Raw genomic sequence first — 18,927 nt, forward strand, 5'->3', positions numbered from 1 at the left:
TGATGGGCAAGGGCGCATCGCGGCTTATTCCCGCCCCGGCGCCCGCAGCCGCCCAGCCCCGCGCGCCGCCAGCGCGAAGGCGCCGACCGAGACGAGGCTGACCGCCACGCCGACGATGGCAAGCGCCGGGCGCACCGGTCGTGCCGATCCCCGCCAGCATCCGCGCGACGAACAGCAGCCGGTGCCCTGCGCCAGCCCGGTCAGCAAGGTGCCGAGCAACTGGTCGCTCAGGCCCATTTCGGCCTTGGCGGCCTCCTGCACGACGCCGAACGAGCCCATCGCGGTGAAGCCGCCGATATCGCCGACGCCGCGCTGGGTGGGCGCGGGCAGCGGCGGGGTGGGGAAAGCGGTCGCCATCAGCCGGCCGCCCGCAGGAAGCGCGCGAGCGCGTCGCGGCTGTCGCGCACCGCCTGCGCGGCGACGGCGGCTCCGGGGAACATGTCGAAGCCATGGAACGCACCGGGATAGACGTGCAGCTCGGTCGCCACCCCGGCCCGCAACAGGCGCCGCGCATAATCCATGTCTTCCTCCACGAAGAGATCCAGCGCGCCCGTCGCGATATAGGTCGGCGGCAGGCCGCTCAGGTCGGTGGCGCGGGCGGGTGCGGCGTAGGGCGAGACGCCGTCGATGCCCGGCGCGTGACCGAGCAGGGCGCCCCAGCCGTAATGATTGTTGTGCGGCGGCCAGATGAACTGGCCGGCATGGGGATGAGGGTCGGCGGTGACGCAGGTGCGATCGTCGAGCATCGGATAGATCAGATGCTGGAAGGCGAGGGCATATCCGCCCCGGTCGCGCACCATCAGCGCCAGCGCCGCCGCGAGCCCCCCACCCGCGCTTTCGCCCATCACGCCGATGCGCGCCGGATCGATGCCGAGCGCCCAGCCGTGGGCGATCACCCAGGCGAGACCGGCATAGCAATCCTCGATCGCCGCCGGGAAAGGCGCCTCGGGCGCCAGCCGGTAATCGACCGACACCAGCACGCAGCCGAGTGCCTTGACCAGCGGGCGGTGGAGGAATTCCATCTGGTCCGCCGCGCCGCCGACATACCCGCCGCCGTGGATGTGGAAAATCGCCGGCAGCGGGCCGCAGGGTTTTTCCGGCCGGTAGATGACGAGGCCGACATCGGGCGCGCCCGCCGGGCCGGGCACGCTACGCCGTTCGAGCAAGGTGCCGCGCCGATCGAACGGCGGGATCGGGAATTCGCGCGCGCGGGAGGCGGCGAGCGTCTCGTCGTTCAGCCGGGTCATCGGCCAGGCATCGAGCAGCGGGCGGAGTTGCGGATCGACGAGGTGGAGGCTGTCCATGAAGGCGGCTCCGTAAGAATACCGAATGTCAGAGCGCGAAGATCTTGCCCGGATTGAAGAGATCCTTCGGATCGAGCGCGCGCTTGATGAGGCGCATCATGTCGACCGCGTCGCCCAGTTCGTCGATCAGCGCCTGCTTCTTGCCCAGACCGATGCCATGTTCGCCGGTGCAGGTGCCGTCCATCGCCAGCGCACGCGCGACCAGCCGGTCGTTGAGCGCCTCCACCTCGGCCATCTCCTCGGGCGCATCTGGATCGATCGAGAAGATGACGTGGAAATTGCCGTCGCCGACATGGCCCAGGATCGTGGCGGGCAGGCTCGCGCCGTCGAGATCGGCGCGCGTCTCGGTGATGCATTCCGCCAGCCGGCTGATCGGCACGCACACGTCTGTCGCCCAGCCGACCGCGCCGGGGCGCAGGTTGACGGCGGCGTAATAAGCCTCGTGCCGCGCTTTCCACAGCCGGGATCGCTCCTCCGGCCGGTTCGACCAGCGAAATTCGCCGCCGCCGTTCAAGCCGCTGATCTCGCGCACGAGTTCGACCTGTTCCTCCACCGATCGCGGCGATCCGTGAAATTCGAAGAAGAGGGTCGTCTCCTCGGGGTAATCGAGCTTCGACCAGCGATTGACCGCGCGCATCTGCATCGCATCGAGAATCTCGACCCGCGCCAGCGGCACGCCGATCTGGATCGACTGGACGACGGTATCGACCGCGCCCTTCAGGCTCGAGAAGCTGCACACCGCCGCCGAGATCATCTCGGGGATGCCGTGCAGCCGGAGCGTGACCTCGGTGATGATGCCGAGCGTGCCCTCGCTGCCGATCATCAGCCGGGTGAGATCATAGCCCGCCGCCGATTTGCGCGCCCGCCGCGCGGTGCGGACGATCCTGCCGTCGGGCGTGACCACCGTCAGCGACAGCGCCGCCTCGCGCATGGTGCCGTAGCGGACGGCGTTGGTGCCCGAGGCGCGGGTCGCCGCCATGCCGCCGATCGTGGCGTTGGCGCCGGGATCGATCGGGAAGAACAGGCCCATGTCGCGCAGATGCTCGTTGAGCTGCTCGCGGCGGACGCCGGCCTCCACCGTGCAGTCGAAATCCTCGGCATTCACCGCGACGATCGCATCCATCCCCGTCAGGTCGAGCGAGAGGCCGCCGCGCACCGGAATGGCATTGCCCTCGATCGAGGTGCCCGCGCCGAACGGCACGATCGGCACCTCGGCGGCGACGCACAGGCGCACCACCGCCGCCACCTCCTCGGTCGATCGGGCGAAGACGACGGCGTCGGGCAGGACGGCCTCGAAATGCGCCTCGCTCTGGCCGTGCTGGCGGCGGATCGCCTCGCCGAGCTGGAGGCGGTCGCCCACCAGATGCCCCAGCCGGTCGAGGAAACCGTCCGGGATCGTGGCGCGCGGCTGGGGCGGATGATGGGCGCCCATCGGATCAGAACCGCGCGGTGGCGCGCACGCCGACCCGGCGACGCGGGCCTTGCAGCGCGAGGTTCTGCGCGACCGCGGCGAGGCCGGCGCGCACCAGCGCCGAGCGATCGATATAGCTTTCGATATATTTCTCGTTGAACAGGTTCGTCGCGAAGGCGGCGATGTCGTAGCCGCGCGCCAGCTTGAACGTCACCGATCCGTTGACGAGATAATAAGGCGACAGGCGCGGCGAGACATTGGGATCGAGCGAGCTGCCGACCCGGCTGCCCTTGGCGACGAGGCCGGCATCCAGCACCAAAGCCTTGTCGCCCAGCGGCATGGTGTAGTTGCTGCCGAGATTGAAGTTCCAGTCCGGCGTGAAGATGATCCGGTCGGACGAGACGTGGGTGCCGGTGATGGCGAGATATTGATCGTCGTTGGTGATCCGCGCGTGGAGCAGGGTCAGGCCGCCGTCGATCCGCCAGCGGCTGGTCGGCCGCAGATGCGCCTCCGCCTCGAAGCCGTAGCTGGTGACATGGCCGGTGTTGAGATTGACCGCGACGAAGCCCGCGCCGGTGGTGCTGGGCGCCAGCGAGTTCTGGCCGATGAAATTGTTGTAGTCGTTGTAGAAGATTGCCGCATCGACCGACAGGACGCGATCGGGCGTGGCGAATTTGGTGCCCAGTTCGTAGGTCCACACATCGTCGCCCTGATAGATCAGGTTCGGCGCGCCCGGCCCGTTCTGCCCGCCGCCGCGCACCCCGCGCGCGACCGAGGCGTAGGTCATGAAATCGGGCGTCCATTTCTTGGCGAGCGTGGCGCGCGGCTGGAGCTTGTTGGCCTTGTAGGCGGCGGCCGAACCGGCGTTGCTGGCGCTCAGCGTCTGGTGATCGTAGCGCAGCCCCACCGACAGATCGAGCGTGGGATCGATCTTGAAGAAGGCCGTGCCGAAGATCGCCTGCGATTCATTCTCCGTCCGCGCGGTGGCGGTGGCGACCCGGTTGAGCGGGATGACGCGGGTGACGGTGTTCTGCACCGTGGTGGATCTGGTGGCGAACACGCCGATCAGGGTGGAGAAGGCCTCGCTCCACTTGCTATCGAGCCGCACTTCGCCCGTTTTGGTGGTCAGCCGACCGTCGCCCGAGGAGCGGATGAAATCGACCGGGCCATAATCGCCGTCGTTCGAGGCGCTGTTGTTGCGGCGATTGTAGGCGAGGACGGCGGTGAGCGTGCTGTCGAGGCCGGGCAGCTCGAACTCGCCCTTGCCGCTCACCCCCTTGTAGGTGATCGTGGCGAGGCTGCGTTGGTTGGTGCGGCCATCGAGCGAGTAATCGGTCGGGCCGGAAACCCCGAAATAGGGCGTGTTGCCGCCCCGCACCCGATCGTAATTGCCGTTGAGGGTGAAGGTCGCCCATTCGGTCGGCAGCGCGCGGATCGTGCCGTTGACGCTCTTCTGCGTCAGCGGATTCTGGTCGCCGCCGGCCAGCAGATTGGTCTGGAAGCCATCCTGGTGATGATAGGCCGCGCCCATCCGCACCTGCAATTTGTCGGCCACGATCGGCCCGCTGACACTGGCGGAGAGCGAGCGGAAATCGTCGCTGCCCACCCAGGCCCCGTCGATACGCCCTTCCAGCTCGTTGCCCGGCTGGCGGGTGACGACGTTGATCGCGCCGCCCAGCGTGTTGTTGCCGAACAATGTGCTCTGAGGGCCGCGCAGCACCTCGACCCGCGCCACATCGACCAGCGGGCTGTTCAGGTAACTGGTGTTGGGCTGATAGATGCCGTCGATGAAGATGCCGACGCCGGGCTGCACCGTATCGATCAGCGTGGTGCCGATGCCGCGGATCGACACGAAGGCGCGGCCGACCGAATCCGAATTGATGTTGAGGCCCGGCGTATAGGCGGCGATGTCCTTCACCGCATAGATCTGCTGCTGCTTGAGCGTGTCGGCGGTGACGGCGCTGACGGCGATCGGCACGTCCTTCAGCGATTCCTCGCGGCGGCGGGCGGTGACGACGATGTCGCCGCCGACGGCCTCGGGCGCCTGCGCCACCGGATCGGCGGGGTCGGCCTCGGCGCGGGCGACGCCCGGCACCAGCGCCGACAGCGCGATCCCGGCAAGAAGGGACAAGCCGTGCTTCATGGAGCATCCTCCTGACACCGCCGGCGAGAGATCATGCCCTGCCGGTCGGAACAACCTATCTGACAGCTTATAACCTATCGGATAGGTCGCCACCAAGTCGAAAAGATGCCGCATTGCAGCGGCTTGCGGGGCGCCGAAAAGACGCAGCCATTATGGTTAACGGCGCATCCGCCGTCGCACAGCGGCATGAACCGGGTGAAAAATGCGGGCGCCGGATCGGCATCGGGCGCCACCCGAGTCGCCGGATCAGGGCAGGAAGGGCGCGATCGGCAGCGGCGCTTCGTCGATCGCCGCGCCAGTCGCCAACTGGAACACCTGCCGGTCGTCCCGCGTGAAGGGGCGCCACGGCAGGCTGCCGTCGCGCGCGAAATCGATCCAGAGGCGGTGGATGCGCGTAGCCAGTTCCTGCGGCGGATGTTCGCCGACCAGCACGTCCTCTCCGGTGGCGCAGGCGAGCGTGTCGAACACGAAGGGCAATTCCATGCCATGCGCCGCGCCCAGCCCGCCGAAGCGCGGCGAGGGCCAGTCGAATTCGTACATATGCGTTCGCCCGCGATGCTCCTCGGCGAAGCGCCGCGTCGGCCAGCGGAACACGATGTCGGTCGCGGCGGCGGTGAAGGCCCGGCCGGGCTTCACGCCCCGGCCGATACCATAGGTCTTGAGCACGCGATTGGCGTGGGGCTGCACCCGGTGCAGCGCAAAGGTGGCGAGCAGCCGGCCCAGCCTGTCGCGCAGGCCCGTCGGCACGAAGTAGAAATTCATCTCCTCGGCATTGGTGCCGATCAGCAGATCGATATCGGCGCCCTGCCCCTGGGCCAGCGCCTCCAGCGGCGGCAGCGGCAGCACGTCGTCGCCATGGACGGGGATGAGGCGGCTGATCCCGAACACCGGCTCGCGGCCGTGCGCGTCGCGCAGGTCGATCCTGGTGGTGGGCTGGTTGATCCGCTCGACCGCGCCGATCAAGTCGCCGGGCCGCCTGGAGCGGAAGCCGGCCTCGTCGGGCGTAATACCGGCGATCTTCGCCAGTTTCGCCACCACCTTGCGCGCCAGCGGGATCGATCGGGTCATCGCGCCATGGCCGCTCTGCACGATCGCGCGGCGGAGCAGCCCCTCGGCCAGCGGCGAGGCGACGAGGTTCGCGACAGACATGGCGCCGGCGGATTCCCCGAAGACCGTGATATTGTCGGCATCGCCCCCGAAAGCCGCGATATTGTCGCGCACCCAGCGGATCGCGGCCAATTGGTCGCGCAGGCCCAGATTGGTGGGCACGCCGGGGATCGGCAGGAAGCCCTCCACCCCCAGCCGGTAATTGATCGCGACGAGGATCACGCCGTCGCGCGCGAAGGCGCCGCCGTCGTTGACCGCCGCATCCTTGCTCCCGACGACGAACGCGCCGCCGTGGACGAACAGCATCACCGGCGCGCCCCGCACCTCGCCCGCCGGCCGCCAGATATTGAGCGTGAGGAAATCCTCCCCCGGTTGCCAGCCCTTGCCGATCAGGATCGAGATATCGAGGCCGGGAAAGACCTTCGCGGCCGATTGCGGCGCGTTGGCGCCCGGCACGCTCGCGTCCCTTATGTCATCCCAGGCCGCGTGCGGCTGCGGCACGGCGAACCGCAACGCCCCCACCGGCGGCGCGGCATAGGGCACGCCCAGAAAGCGGACCACCCCCGCCTCCACGACCCCACGGACACGCCCACGGCGCGTCCCGACGATCATCTCTTCCATGCCTCTCCTCTCGGGCATTTTTTCTTATGGACGCCCCGATACGCCTTGCGTGCTGTGGGCGCTACCGTCGGCGCCGTTTCCGGGGGTCGAGAGGCAGGCGAATTCGTTACCTCCGAAATGAACTAAAAATTTCCGTACGGATTTTCGGTGTCTATCTGAACGTCGTCTGACTGATGTTCACGAGGGGAATAGCTCGCTCACGGCCCCTGTTCACAATGACGGTTCGGGATTTTCCGCAATCAGGGACACCGCCAACCACTTGCGACGCGCCGAAATCCTTGCAAACCCGCTTTCGGGCCACAGGGGGAAATATGAAGTTCGACACTGGTTTCGCTCGCTCCACGGCGAGCGTTTTCGCGTTGGCGCTCGCGTCCATATCGACGGCCGGATACGCGGCCTGCACACCGAATCCGGGCCCATTCGGCATAACCCTGTGTACCGGCGTCACGACAGGCGGGCTGACCGTCAACTTGACCAATGCCACCATTGCCGTCGATCGCGAGGCTTCGCTAAGTGGCCCGAATGGGGCGATCGTCCTTACCCCGGGAACCACCGGCAACACGGATACGCGGGCCAGCGCGCGTCTTAGCAACTTGGGATCGATCACGTCGCAAACTGGCGCCGCTCTCCAAACGACGAGTTCCGGGAACACGGCCTTTTTTTCGGTCACCAACGCGACCGGCGGGTTCATCGGCGGCATCAATGCGCCCGTCGGCGATCTGACGAATATGGGAACGATCGATGGCGGCACGCTGAGCGCATACACCTTCGTTGCCCCGCCCGGCGGGATCTTCACTTTCTATCCGGGCACGGTTGCGAACAGCGGATCGATCCTATCGAACGGCCTGGTCGGGACGATCAACTTTCCCGCCTCCAATCCGATCATCACCAATAGCGGGCTGATCACGAACAACGGGATAGGGGCCGCGATCGAGGCGACGAACAGCCTCCGGCTTACCAATACCGGAACGATTCGCTCGGCCGGCAGCATTGCCGTGCGTGGGGGAACGGCGGCGATGACCTTGACCAATACCGGGTCTATCATCGGATCGATCGCCGGCAGCACCGCAGCCGATACCGTATCGCTTGTCGGCGGAAGCGTTCAGGGCGGCGTTTCGCTGGGGGCGGGGGACGATCGTCTGTTCGTCGATGCGGCAGCCGGCCCTGCTTTCCAGTCCAACATTACCGGCGCGATCGACGGCGGTACCGGTATCGACACCATCCAGTATCGGGTGGCGACGGACCTGGCCTTCACGGCGCCGCCGCTCCCGACGAATTTCGAACAGGTCCAGTTCGACCTCGTTGGAGGCGCGCGTGTTACGCTATCGGGTGTCATCCCTTCGGGCGGCTACGCGCTGACCGGCATGGGCGGCGTCACGATGAACGGGCCGATCAACGCTTCCGGGCCGATAATCACGGCCGGTCCGAGCGCCACGGGCGGATCGACCGCGATCAGTTTCATCAATCGCGGGACGATCGGTGCGACGCTCGGCATCGGCAGTTCCACGCCCGCCATCTTCCTGCCTTTCACCCGGTCGTTCGAGAATAGCGGGTTCATCACCGCCGAGCGCGGCGATGCCGTGCGACTGGAGGTTCTCCAAAATAATGCCAGCGTCCTGAACAGCGGATCGATCATCGCCACTGGTCTGGCACTTTCGACGACGGGAGCCTTGCAGAACAGCGGCACCATTCGATCGACCGCCGGGCAGGCACTGTACCTGTATCTTCAGAACGGAGCGACGCGCGAAGTTGTTTCGACCAACACGGGCACCATCGCCGGCAATGGCATCGGGGTACAACTGGCCGCTGTGACACTGGTCAATCGCGGCACGATCGACGGCGGCGCGGGCATCGGCATCATCCCTTCCCGTTCTTCAACGATCGATAATCAGGCCGGTGGCGTCGTCAGCGGCCAGAATGCCGCCATCAAGGGTACGCTGAGCGGCCCGGTCGAACAGGCCATCGTTCGCAACGCCGGTACCATCCGCGGCAACGTGGACTTTACCGAGGTCGGCTCGGCCCCGCTCACCTCCGCCGACATATATTCTGACGCTGGGGGCACCATCGCGGGCAATCTGATCCTCGGGGCCGGGGACGACATTCTCTTCACCGACCTCGTCCAGACGGTCGGACGGCCGTTCGCGGGCGTCAGCGGCATTGTCGATCCGGGCGCGGGCAACGATCTGCTGCGACTGCGCGTCACCACCGATGCGTCGAGCACGATCGCGCCACAACGCGGCTTCGAGCGCGTGGCGTTCGACGTGCTCAACGGTGCCCGCCTCACGCTGACCGGCAGCGGGGTGTCGGCAACGCCCCTGTTGCTCACTGGGCAGGGCAGTGTCGATCTGACGGCTGATTTCGCCATGGAGCAAGCGGCCATCGTGCTGACTGGGCGTAACGAGTTGCAGACGCTCGGCCTGGGAGCGGGGCTAGCCACCAATCTGTCGGTGACCAGCCGTGGCGTGCTGACCTCGACCAACCTCATCGCGGGTGTCGTTCAACTCGGTACGAACTCCTCGTTCACGAACGCTGGCGCAATCAATTATCAGGCCGGGACGACTCCCGGCTTCCAATATGGGGCCATCCAAGGCGGCGCGTCGGTCGCGAACAGCGGCACTATCAACATCAGCGGCGCCAATGCCATCAACACGCAAGGCTCGATTCTCAACAGCGGGACCATCACGCAGACGGCTGGTGGCAACGCCATGGGCGTGCTCGCGATTGGCAACATCGGCGCGGCACCCATCGCGCTGACCAACAGCGGCACTATCGACGTTTCGGATATCGCAGCCTTCCTGTCGCACTCCACCGGCACCGCGCGGGTGGTCAACAGCGGGCGGATCGTCAGCAGCCGTTCGACCGCGATTTCGATGACCGGCCGCAACCTGCGTGTCGAAAATGGCGTCGATGGTGTCATCAGCGGCGGAAGCGGTCTCGCATTGAACCTGAGTGGTCCGAGCGTCGTGGTCAATGCCGGCAGGATTGAGGGCAGCGTGCAACTCAATGGGCCGACCGGCCCGATCGGCCCGGGATGGTTTCAGGCCAACGGTGGAACGGTGACAGGGTCGGTGATCTTCGGCCGTGGCAACGACACCTTCGTGGCCCGCAACGGCATCACCGGCGTGAGCGGCGTCATCAACGCTGGCGCGGGCTACGACACGTTCGTAAGCCAGTTCGTGACAAACGGAAGCCTGACGCTTTCGCCGGTCCTGCCGCAAAGTTTCGAGGCCGAACTGGTCGAAGCGCTGGGTGACGCGGTCGTGACCGTCAACGGGCCGACTTCGCCGCTCACGCGCAGCATCGGCTTCACGGGCGATGGCACGATCATCAGCAACGTGAATGTCACCGCCGGCGCGGCCAACGCCCCGAACCTCACGTATTTGAATATAGGTATCGAAGGCAGCCCGACCGGCCCTGCCTTCACCAACAACGGAAACCTGCTCGGCGGCCTCGAGGGCGAAGCGCGGTCCATCGTTAACAACGGCACGATCTCCACGCCCGCTAACAGCGCTGCTATTTCGTTGATAGCGTCCGATCTCGAACAGCCGATCACGATTGCCAACGCTGGGACGATCACCGGCCCCACGGCAATAAACGCGGTAGATTACGTCACAACATTGCGGAACACCGGCACCATAACCGGCAATATCCGGTTGGGCACCGGCGACGACCTCATCGAGAATCGCGGGACGATCACCGGCGACGTGTTCCTCGGCGACGGCAACGACAGCTTCCTGCAACTGGCGGGCGCGATGAACGGTACGGTGGACGGCGGCGCCGGCATCGACAGCCTGTTCATCGACGCCAGCCAGAGCGGCACGGTCAACGCCAGCAACTTCCTCAATTTCGAGCGGTTCAGCCAGACCGGCGGCGGCAATGCCATCTATTCCGGCGCCTTCACCGCCGAGAGCTTCGGGCTGGCCGGCGGCACGCTGACCGTGGCGGCGGGCGGCTCGCTCACGAGCAGCAACGCCACCACCATCAGCGGCAGCGCGACGGCCGAGCGGATCGTCAACGAAGGCGCGATCTCGGGCGGTATCGATCTCGGCGACGGGGTCGACAGCGTCGTCAATCGCGGCACGATCGGCGGCGATGTGCTGCTCGGCGCGGGCAACGACAGCTTCACGCAGGGCGCGACCAGCAGCGTCGGCGGGATCGTCGACGGCGGCACCGGGATCGACACCTATATCGCCGAGATCGCCGGCGACCGCACCGGCATCGGCCGGCGCACCAATTTCGAGGTGCTGGGCGTCACCGGCGTCGGCAATCTGTCGCTCGCGCTCGACCAGAATTGGCAGGCGATCAACCTGTCGGGCGTCGGCCTGAACCTCACCCTGGGCGGCTTTTCGCCCGGCACCGTTTCCGGCAGCGGCTTCGCGGAGCGGCTGACGGCCGATGGCGACATCGCCAGCGTCAGCCTGGGTGCGGGGGACGATCTCCTTTCACTCGGCGCCACGACCCTGGCCGGCCGCTACGACGGCGGCACGGGCACCGACATCATGCGGCTCACGTCCGCCGCTACACTGTCCGGCACGATCACCGGCTTCGAGACGATCGACCTTACCGGCGGCGCGCTGACGGTGGCCGGCACCGGATCGATCGGCAGCGCCGGCACGATCACCACCTTCGTGTCGCGCCCGCAATCGATCGCGGTGCGATCGGGCGGCACCCTGCTGGGCGATATCGTTCTGGGCAGCGGCAACACCAGCATGCAGGTCGACGGGGGCGCCAACATCACCGGCAACGTCGTCGCGGGCGCGGGCAGCGACGTGCTGCGGCTGGTGAACAATGGCGGCACGATGGCGGTCGACGCGGCCTTCATCGGCTTCGAGGATGTCGCGATCACCGGCGGCGGCACGGTGCAGCTCAACAAGTTGCTGCCCTCGACCCGCCTGACCTTCGACGGCAACCTCACCGTCGGCACGACCGCCTCGGTCTACCCGGGCACGATGACGGGCAGCGCGGGCGCCAACATCCTCACCATCGCCGGCACCTTCGCCGGCGCGGTCGATCTGGGGGCGGGCAACGATACGCTGCGCTTCACCGGCACGCCCAGCTTCAACGGCAGCGCCTCGGGCGGGGCCGGCAGCGACACGCTGGAATTCGCCGTGGCGGGCACCGATGCCGCCCCGGTGAGCTTCGGCCTGACCGCCTTCACCGATTTCGAGACGCTGCGCATGGCGTCGGGCGTCGTCAGCCTCGCCGGCAACCGCACGTTCGAGCGGATCGATGTCGTAGGCGGCCGCCTGATCGGCACGGCGGGATCGGTGTTCACCGCGCCGCAGATCGCGGTGGCCGCGGGCGCCACCTTCGGTACGGCGGGCTCGGTGGTCGGCAATATCGCGGTGGCGGGCACGCTCAGCCCCGGTGCCTCGCCCGGCACGATGAGCGTCACGGGCAATGTCTCGCTCGCCTCGGGATCGACCACCCTGTTCGAGCTGACGCCGACCGTCAGCGACCAGCTGCTGATCTCGGGCAATCTGGCGATCGCGTCGGGCGCGACGCTCACCCTCACCGGCAATCGCCCGCTCACGCCGGGCGTCACGCTCGACCTGATTGTAGCCAACGGCGGGATCACCGGCAGCTTCGCGACGGTCAACCAGCCCGCCACGATCGGCGGCTTCCTGTCGCAATCGGCGACGAAACTGTCGCTGCTCGGCACCTTCCTGACCTCACCGGGCTTCACCCCCCAGGTCAACCGCACCATCGCCGGGGTCAACGCGCTGCTCGTCAGTGGGCAGGCCAGCGGCGCGGTGATCGCGGCGGTGCCGCAATTGCTGTCGGGCGGGGCGACCAATCCGGCGGCCTTCCGCCAGCTCTCGCCAGAGCCTTATGCCAGCGCCACCGCGCTCGGCATCGATAACGGCCTGGCGATCGTCGACAGCCTGCGCGCCCAGGTCCGCAGCGCGCGGACCTCGACCGGCCTGTTCAGCTTCGCGCAGGCGTTCGGCTATCGCCATCCGCTGCGCGGCGCCGAGGGCGAGGGTGTCGCGCGGACGCGGGCAATGCTCGGCGGCGGCTATGCCGGCATCGGCATCGGCACCGAGAATGTCTCGGTCGGCGCCTTCGTCGGCTACAGCGACAGCCGGATGCGGACGCGCGATCTCTCGGCGCATCTGGACGGGCGCGGGCTGCTGGCGGGCGTTCAGGCGGACGGCGGCTTCGGCGGGTTCCGCCTCGCGGCCTCGTTCGTCTACGACGCGACCCGCGCCACGCTCGACCGCACCGTGCTGGGGAGTGCCGCGAAAGGTCGCTTCGACCTGCACGGCCGGGTCGGCGACGTCAGCCTGCGCTATGCGATGGCGCTGGCGCCGGGCTGGACGCTCCAGCCGCAGGCGGGCCTGAGCTACGTTCGTTCGCGCCGCCAGCGGCTGACCGAAACGGGCGCCACCCCCTTCCGCCTGTCCGTGGCGGGCGGCAACGCCAAGCGGCTGTTCGCCGATGGGTCGCTCAATCTGTCGGGCGATCTGGGCGGCGTGCGGCCCTCGATCGGCGCCGGCATCCGCCGCCGGATCGCGGGCGACGAGGGGCTGGCGACGGCCGCCTTCGCCGGCACCACGCCGACCTTCGTGGCCTATGGCGTCCAGCGCGACCGGACGACGGCGCTCGGCAATGCCGGCGTGACCATCAGCCTGTCGCCGGCGCTCGACCTGTCGGCGGGCTATACCGGCGAGTTCGGCAACACCAAGCGCCACAGCGGCACGGTCGGCCTGCGCTTCGCGATGTGAGGGGCGCGGCCGGCGGACTGACGGGGCAACGCACCCCATCAGCCCGCCGGTCGCGCCTCAAGTCGCCGGATCGTACATGAATTCCCGCAACTCCTGCGCGCACCGGCAGGCGGCGGCCATCCGGCTTGCCCATTCCACGGCATCCGCGCGCCTCGGCAATTCGAGGATGGTATAGCCGCCGACGAGCCGGCTGCCCGGATAGATCTCCGGCGACACCGCTCCGTCGCCCGAGACCAGCACCGGATCGACCTGTTCGTTGATCCCGGCGCCGAACACATAGACGCCGGCCGCCTTGGCCGCCTCGATCACCGCATGGCTTTCGGCGACGACCGTCGGAAACTCCGCCTCGGTCAGCACCATGGCCTCGCTGGGGAAGGAGATGAGATATTTGGTCATGTCCGCCTCGCGCTGCCGGCCCGATGGAGAAGGTCTGGCGCGCCCGGCTGGATTCGAACCAGCGACCACCCGCTTAGAAGGCGGGTGCTCTATCCAACTGAGCTACGGGCGCGCGACCGATGCCGCATAGCGCGGATTGCGCGGCGCTGAAATCCCGATAGTCTGGCGGCCATGGGGGACGACACCAACGCGCCGGTCACGGCGATCGAGGCGGATGCGCTGGCCGGCCGCCCGCTGCGCTATTTCGATTTCGTGATGGCGGCGTTCGTCACCATCCTATTGCTCTCCAACGTGATCGGCGCGGCCAAGATGGCGACGCTGTCGATCGGTGGCCATCCCTTCACCTTCGGCGCGGGCATCCTGTTCTTCCCCGTTTCCTACGTGCTGGGGGACGTGCTGACCGAAGTCTACGGCTACGCCCGTGCGCGGCGCTGCATCTGGGCGGGCTTTTGCGCGCTGGTGTTCATGGCCTTCATGAGCTTCGTGGTGGTGGCGCTGCCGCCCGCCGAGGGATGGACCGGGCAGTCGGCTTACGAGGCGGTGTTCGGGCAGGTGCCGCGCATCGTGCTGGCCTCAATCATCGCCTTCTGGGCGGGCGAATTCGCCAACAGCTTCGTGATGGCGCGGATGAAGGTGCTGACGCAGGGGCGCCATCTGTGGACCCGCACGATCGGCTCCACCATCGTCGGCCAGGCCGCCGACAGCCTGATCTTCTACCCCGTCGCCTTCCTGGGCCTGTGGACGATCGAGGGCGTGTTCACCGTGATGGTGACCAATTTCGCGCTGAAGGTCGCGTGGGAGGCGCTGCTGACGCCGGTGACCTATCAGGTGGTGGGGATGCTGAAGCGCCGCGAGGGCGTGGACGTGTATGACGCGGGGACGAATTTCACGCCGTTTCGGACGAGGCTCTAACTCTACGATCTCCGCACATCCCGAGCGAAGCGAGGTCGTGGCTGCCATCCGTATCTCGGCTACGCTCGATGCTGAGCCGTCCCTCGACTTCATGCCGGAGGCATGAAGTTAATCCTGAGCGCCTGCCTTGGCAGGCAGTCGAAGGGCTCGGGACGGGCGGATTTTGAGATGCAGCGACGGATCGCCGCCCCTCGCGCGTTACAGGCCCATGACCCATCATGGAGCGGTGTGATTGAACCCCGACCAGAGCCCCGCCGATGAGCGCGGACGATCCCGACGCGGCGCTGCTGGCGCAGGTCGCGGCCGGCGAGGCCGCGTCGGTGCGGCGGCTGGTGGCGGCCAAGGCGCCGCGGCTGATGGCGCTCGCCGGGCGGCTGCTGGACGATCGCGGCGAGGCGGAGGATGTCACGCAGGAGGCGTTCGTCCGGCTGTGGAAGGTCGCGCCGCGCTGGCGGACGGGGCAGGCGAAGGTGGACACATGGCTGCACGGCATCACGCTCAACCTCTGCCGCGACCGGCTTCGCCGGCGGCGCGAGACGGTGACCGACACGCCGCCCGACCGCGCCGATCCCGCGCCGCTGGCCGATGTCGCGCTGATCGCGGACGAGCGCGACGCGCGCGTGGCGGCGGCGATCGCCGCGCTGCCCGAACGCCAGCGCGAGGCCATCCTGCTTCAATATTATCAGGATCTCGGCAATATCGCGGCCGCCGAGGTGATGGGGGTGAGCGTCGAGGCGCTGGAGAGCCTGCTGTCGCGCGCCCGCCGCACCCTGCGCGCGCGGCTGATGGAAGGCGCCGGCGATGACGCCTGAACGGTTCGCCGCGATCCTCGACGCTTATGGCGCCACGCCCGCGCGCTGGCCCGAGGCCGAGCGCGAGGGCGCGCGCGCATGGGCGGCGACGGCGGAGGGGCAGCGGATGCTGGGCGAGGCGGCGCGGCTGGATGCGATGCTGGATGGCGACGCGGTGGCGCTGCCCGGCGCGGCGCTGCTCCACCGCATCGCCGCGACCGCGCCCCTGCCCCGCCGCCGCCGGCCGCGCCTGTGGTGGCCGGGCTTCGGCCTCGCCGCGACGGCGGCCTGCGGGGCGCTGGCCGGCGCGCTGATCCAGCCGCTCGCCGCCCCGCCGCCACACGGCGATGGCGAGGCCTTGAGCTATGCCTGGGGCAATGACGACACGATCGAGGAGAGCGGCATATGAAAGGCCTCAGGATCGCGCTGATCGTGTCGATCGTCGTCAACATCTTCCTGCTGGGCGGGATCGCGGGGGCGGCGTGGCGCTGGCACCGCGTGATGGAATCGCCACGACTGGCGGTGGGCGGCGCCGGGCGGCTGCGCGCGGCGGCGAAGGCGCTGCCGGAGGCGAAACGCGCCGCCTATCTCGATACGCTGCGCGCGGCGGTGCGCGAGAGCCGGCCCGACCTGCGCGCCGGGCGCACGGCGCGGATCGCGGCGATGGATGGCTTCGTGGCGCCGGACTGGCGCCCGGCCGAGGTGTCGGCGGCGCTCGATCGCGCGCGGGCGGCCGACATGGCGGTGCGCACGCGGGTCGAGCGCGGGCTCGTCGCGGCGGCGGCGGGGCTGAACGTGGCCGAACGGCAGGCGCTGGCGGATGGGCTGCGGCGGGCGGGGCCGCTCAGGCAACCGCGCAAGCCTTAGCTGACGGATTAGGTGCGGCGGCGACGGAATCGCCGCGCCGCCGCGTTGAAGCCTCCGAACAAGGAGAGGCCACATGTCCGCGCCATCGATCGCGCTCAATCGTTTCGGGCTCGGTGCCCGGCCGGACGAGGGGGCGCCCGCCGATCCGAAACGGTGGCTGCTCGATCAGTTCGATCGCTACGATCCGCGCCCCGCGCCGATCGCGGCACAGCCCGACAGCGCGGCGGTGGCGAAGGATTATGGCGGCGGGCTCGCCGCCGTCCGCCGGATGGGCAAGGACGACGAGGAGGCGCGCCGCGCCGCGCGGCAGGCGGTGGTGCGCGACGGACGCGAGACCTATCGCGCCGCCGTCAACGCCCGCGCCGACGCGGCGCTCGCCACGGCGACGCCCTTCCTCGAACGCATGGTCCATTTCTGGGCGAACCATTTCGCCGTCTCGGCCGACAAGCAGATCGCAGCCCCCTTCGCCGGCGCGTTCGAGGCGGAGGCGATCCGGCCGCATGTGATGGGGCGCTTTTCGGATATGCTGCTCGCCGTCGAGCGGCATCCGGGGATGCAGCTGTTCCTCGATCAGGCGCGATCGGCCGGGCCGAACAGCCGGCTGGCGGAGCGCGCGGCCGAGCGGAACCCGGAGCGCAAACTGGGCCTCAACGAGAATCTGGCGCGCGAGATATTGGAGCTGCACACGCTGGGCGCGCGCACCGGTTATTCGCAGGCCGACGTGACCGAATTCGCCAAGGCGATGACCGGCTGGAGCGTCGCGGTGCGGCCGCCCGGCGCGATGGCGCCCGCGCAGGCGGACGACGCGACCGGCGGCTTCGTCTTTCGCCCCGCCTTTCACGAGCCCGGCGCGCGGACGATCCTCGGCCGCAGCTATGCGCAGCCGGGCGAGGAACAGGCGCGCGCCGTGCTGCTCGATCTGGCGGCGGCGCCGGCGACGGCGAAGCACATCGCCACCAAGCTGGCGCGCCATTTCGTCGCCGACGATCCGCCGCCCGCGCTGGTCGCCCGGCTGAGCGCCGCCTTCACGAAAAGCGACGGCGACCTGCCGACCGTCTATCGCGCGCTGATCGAGGCGCCCGAGGCGTGGGACGCGAGCGCGGCGAAATTCAAGACGCCGTGGGACTGGCTGATCTCCGCCTTCCGCGCGATGGGCCGGCGCGAGGCGGGCAATGCGCAGATATTGCCGCTCAGCAACCAGCTCGGCCAGCCGGTGTGGCGGCCGGGATCGCCCGCCGGGTGGGACGATGTCGCGGCGAGTTGGGCCGCGCCCGACGCGCTCGTCCGCCGGGTGGAGCTGGCGCAACGCTTCGCCACCACCGCCGGCGACCGGATCGACGCCCGCGCGCTCGCCCCGAAACTGCTGCCCGGCACGCTCGCCAAAGCGACCGCCGAGCAGATCGCCCGCGCCGAAAGCGCGCCGACCGCGCTCGCCTTGCTGCTCGTCTCCCCCGATTTCCTGAGGAGGGCCTGATGGACCTCGATCGCCGCCATTTCCTTGCGTCCGGCGCGCTCGGCGCCGCCGCTTTCGCCTTTGCCCCGCGCATCGCCTTCGCCCGCGCCGCGACCGATCGGCGCTTTGTCTTCGTCATCCAGCGTGGCGCCGCCGACGGGCTCAACATCGTCGTGCCCTATGGCGACCCCGCCTATGCCGGGCTCCGCGGGGCGCTGGCGATCGATCCGGCGCAGGCGACGAAGCTGGACGGGATGTTCGCGCTGCACCCGGCGCTGGCCGAGACGGCGAAACTCTATCAGGGCGGGCAGGCGCTGTTCGTGCAGGCGGTCGCCTCGCCCTATCGCGAGCGATCGCACTTCGATGCGCAGAATGTGATCGAGACGGGCGGCATCGCGCCTTATGCCGTGAAGGACGGCTGGCTCAACCGGCTGGTGGCGATGCTGCCGGCGGGTGGCAGGGAAGCGGTGGCGCTGGCCCCGACCGTGCCGATGGCGCTGCGCGGCGCCGCGCCCGTCACCTCCTACGCCCCCTCCGCGCTGCCGCAGGCGACCGACGATCTGCTGATGCGCGTGGCGACGCTGTATCAGGCCGATCCCCAGCTTCACGGCCTGTGGGCACAGGCGATGGAGGCGCGCGGGATCGCGGCGGACGGCATGTCGGCCGAGGCGCGGCAGCAGGATGCGGCGACGATCGGGAGTACCGCCGCCAATTTCCTCCGCGCCCCCGATGGCCCGCGCATCGCCATGATCGAGACGGGCGGGTGGGATACGCATAGCGGCCAGGCCGGGCGCCTCGCCGCCCAGCTTCGCCAGCTCGACCGGCTGATCGCTGCCTTGCGTAACGGGCTCGGCCCGTTGTGGAGCGACACGGTGGTGCTGGTCGCCACAGAATTTGGCCGCACCGCCGCCGCCAACGGCACCGGCGGCACCGATCATGGCACCGCATCGGCGGCGATGCTGCTCGGCGGCGCGGTGAAGGGCGGGCGGGTGATCGGCGACTGGCCGGGGCTGACGCCGGCCGCTCTGCTCGATGGCCGCGATCTGAAGCCGACCACCGACCTTTACGCGCTGGCGGCGGGCGCGGCCGCGCAGACCTTCGCGCTCGATCCCGGGCGGGCGGGGCAGGCGCTGTTCGGCAGCGAGCGCGGCGTGCGGCCGATGGAGGGGCTACTCAAGGCCTGACCGTCCCGCC

Annotated in this window: 15 protein-coding genes and 1 tRNA gene; 7 read left to right on the plus strand and 9 right to left on the minus strand. The window is 68.8% G+C overall.

The annotated features are described in order from the left end of the window. Positions 1-24: 24 nt before the first annotated feature. The 7 genes from PQ455_RS14315 to PQ455_RS14345 all read right to left on the minus strand — a co-directional run bounded on the left by PQ455_RS14315 (position 25) and on the right by PQ455_RS14345 (position 7,616). The gene (locus PQ455_RS14315; protein WP_273686772.1) at positions 25-357 is read right to left on the minus strand and encodes a hypothetical protein; all 333 of its coding nucleotides are present in this window, start codon (positions 355-357) and stop codon (positions 25-27) included. Beyond that, a complete protein-coding gene (locus tag PQ455_RS14320; protein ID WP_273686773.1) occupies positions 357-1,304 on the minus strand; it encodes an alpha/beta hydrolase in 948 nt (315 codons plus the stop codon). Before PQ455_RS14320 ends, PQ455_RS14315 begins: the two co-directional genes overlap by 1 nt. A gap of 28 nt (positions 1,305-1,332) precedes the next feature. Continuing rightward, a complete protein-coding gene (locus PQ455_RS14325) occupies positions 1,333-2,736 on the minus strand; it encodes an FAD-binding oxidoreductase (protein ID WP_273686774.1) in 1,404 nt (467 codons plus the stop codon). A 4-nt stretch (positions 2,737-2,740) separates the two neighbouring features. Then, positions 2,741-4,858 carry a TonB-dependent receptor gene (locus PQ455_RS14330; RefSeq protein ID WP_273686775.1) on the minus strand — a complete coding sequence of 706 codons (2,118 nt, stop codon included), beginning with the start codon at positions 4,856-4,858 and terminating at the stop codon, positions 2,741-2,743. A gap of 246 nt (positions 4,859-5,104) precedes the next feature. Further along, positions 5,105-6,586: a carboxylesterase/lipase family protein gene (locus PQ455_RS14335; protein WP_273686776.1), complete on the minus strand. Its 1,482-nt coding sequence runs from the start codon at positions 6,584-6,586 to the stop codon at positions 5,105-5,107. A 151-nt stretch (positions 6,587-6,737) separates the two neighbouring features. Next, positions 6,738-7,382 carry a hypothetical protein gene (locus PQ455_RS14340; RefSeq protein ID WP_273686777.1) on the minus strand — a complete coding sequence of 215 codons (645 nt, stop codon included), beginning with the start codon at positions 7,380-7,382 and terminating at the stop codon, positions 6,738-6,740. 3 nt (positions 7,383-7,385) lie between these two features. Further along, positions 7,386-7,616, minus strand: coding sequence for a hypothetical protein (locus tag PQ455_RS14345; RefSeq protein WP_273686778.1), 231 nt, complete (start codon positions 7,614-7,616; stop codon positions 7,386-7,388). Here PQ455_RS14345 and PQ455_RS14350 point away from each other — a divergent pair. Then, the gene (locus PQ455_RS14350) at positions 7,603-13,314 is read left to right on the plus strand and encodes an autotransporter domain-containing protein (protein WP_273686779.1); all 5,712 of its coding nucleotides are present in this window, start codon (positions 7,603-7,605) and stop codon (positions 13,312-13,314) included. The two genes, PQ455_RS14345 and PQ455_RS14350, sit on opposite strands and share 14 nt — an antisense overlap. A 57-nt stretch (positions 13,315-13,371) precedes the next feature. Here PQ455_RS14350 and PQ455_RS14355 read toward each other — a convergent pair whose 3' ends face one another. Next, complete coding sequence (locus PQ455_RS14355; RefSeq protein WP_273686780.1) at positions 13,372-13,710, minus strand: YciI family protein; 339 nt, start codon at positions 13,708-13,710, stop codon at positions 13,372-13,374. A gap of 35 nt (positions 13,711-13,745) precedes the next feature. Beyond that, a tRNA-Arg gene (locus PQ455_RS14360) sits at positions 13,746-13,822 on the minus strand. A gap of 59 nt (positions 13,823-13,881) precedes the next feature. Here PQ455_RS14360 and PQ455_RS14365 point away from each other — a divergent pair. The 6 genes from PQ455_RS14365 to PQ455_RS14390 all read left to right on the plus strand — a co-directional run bounded on the left by PQ455_RS14365 (position 13,882) and on the right by PQ455_RS14390 (position 18,917). Then, the gene (locus PQ455_RS14365) at positions 13,882-14,622 is read left to right on the plus strand and encodes a queuosine precursor transporter (RefSeq protein ID WP_273686781.1); all 741 of its coding nucleotides are present in this window, start codon (positions 13,882-13,884) and stop codon (positions 14,620-14,622) included. 257 nt (positions 14,623-14,879) lie between these two features. Continuing rightward, entirely contained in the window at positions 14,880-15,434 is a 555-nt protein-coding gene (locus PQ455_RS14370; protein WP_273686782.1) for an RNA polymerase sigma factor, read from the plus strand. Then, positions 15,424-15,822 (plus strand): hypothetical protein, encoded by a 399-nt coding sequence (locus PQ455_RS14375; RefSeq protein ID WP_273686783.1) that lies wholly within the window; start codon positions 15,424-15,426, stop codon positions 15,820-15,822. The genes PQ455_RS14370 and PQ455_RS14375 overlap by 11 nt, the downstream gene beginning before the upstream one ends. Continuing rightward, complete coding sequence (locus PQ455_RS14380; protein ID WP_273686784.1) at positions 15,819-16,280, plus strand: periplasmic heavy metal sensor; 462 nt, start codon at positions 15,819-15,821, stop codon at positions 16,278-16,280. The genes PQ455_RS14375 and PQ455_RS14380 overlap by 4 nt, the downstream gene beginning before the upstream one ends. Positions 16,281-16,353: 73 nt before the next feature. After that, positions 16,354-17,754 carry a DUF1800 domain-containing protein gene (locus PQ455_RS14385; RefSeq protein ID WP_273686785.1) on the plus strand — a complete coding sequence of 467 codons (1,401 nt, stop codon included), beginning with the start codon at positions 16,354-16,356 and terminating at the stop codon, positions 17,752-17,754. Beyond that, positions 17,754-18,917, plus strand: a complete 1,164-nt coding sequence (locus tag PQ455_RS14390; protein ID WP_273686787.1) for a DUF1501 domain-containing protein — start codon at positions 17,754-17,756, stop codon at positions 18,915-18,917. Before PQ455_RS14385 ends, PQ455_RS14390 begins: the two co-directional genes overlap by 1 nt. Positions 18,918-18,927: the final 10 nt, after the last annotated feature.

The organism is Sphingomonas naphthae (assembly GCF_028607085.1).
Taxonomy (GTDB): Bacteria; Pseudomonadota; Alphaproteobacteria; order Sphingomonadales; family Sphingomonadaceae; genus Sphingomonas_Q; species Sphingomonas_Q naphthae.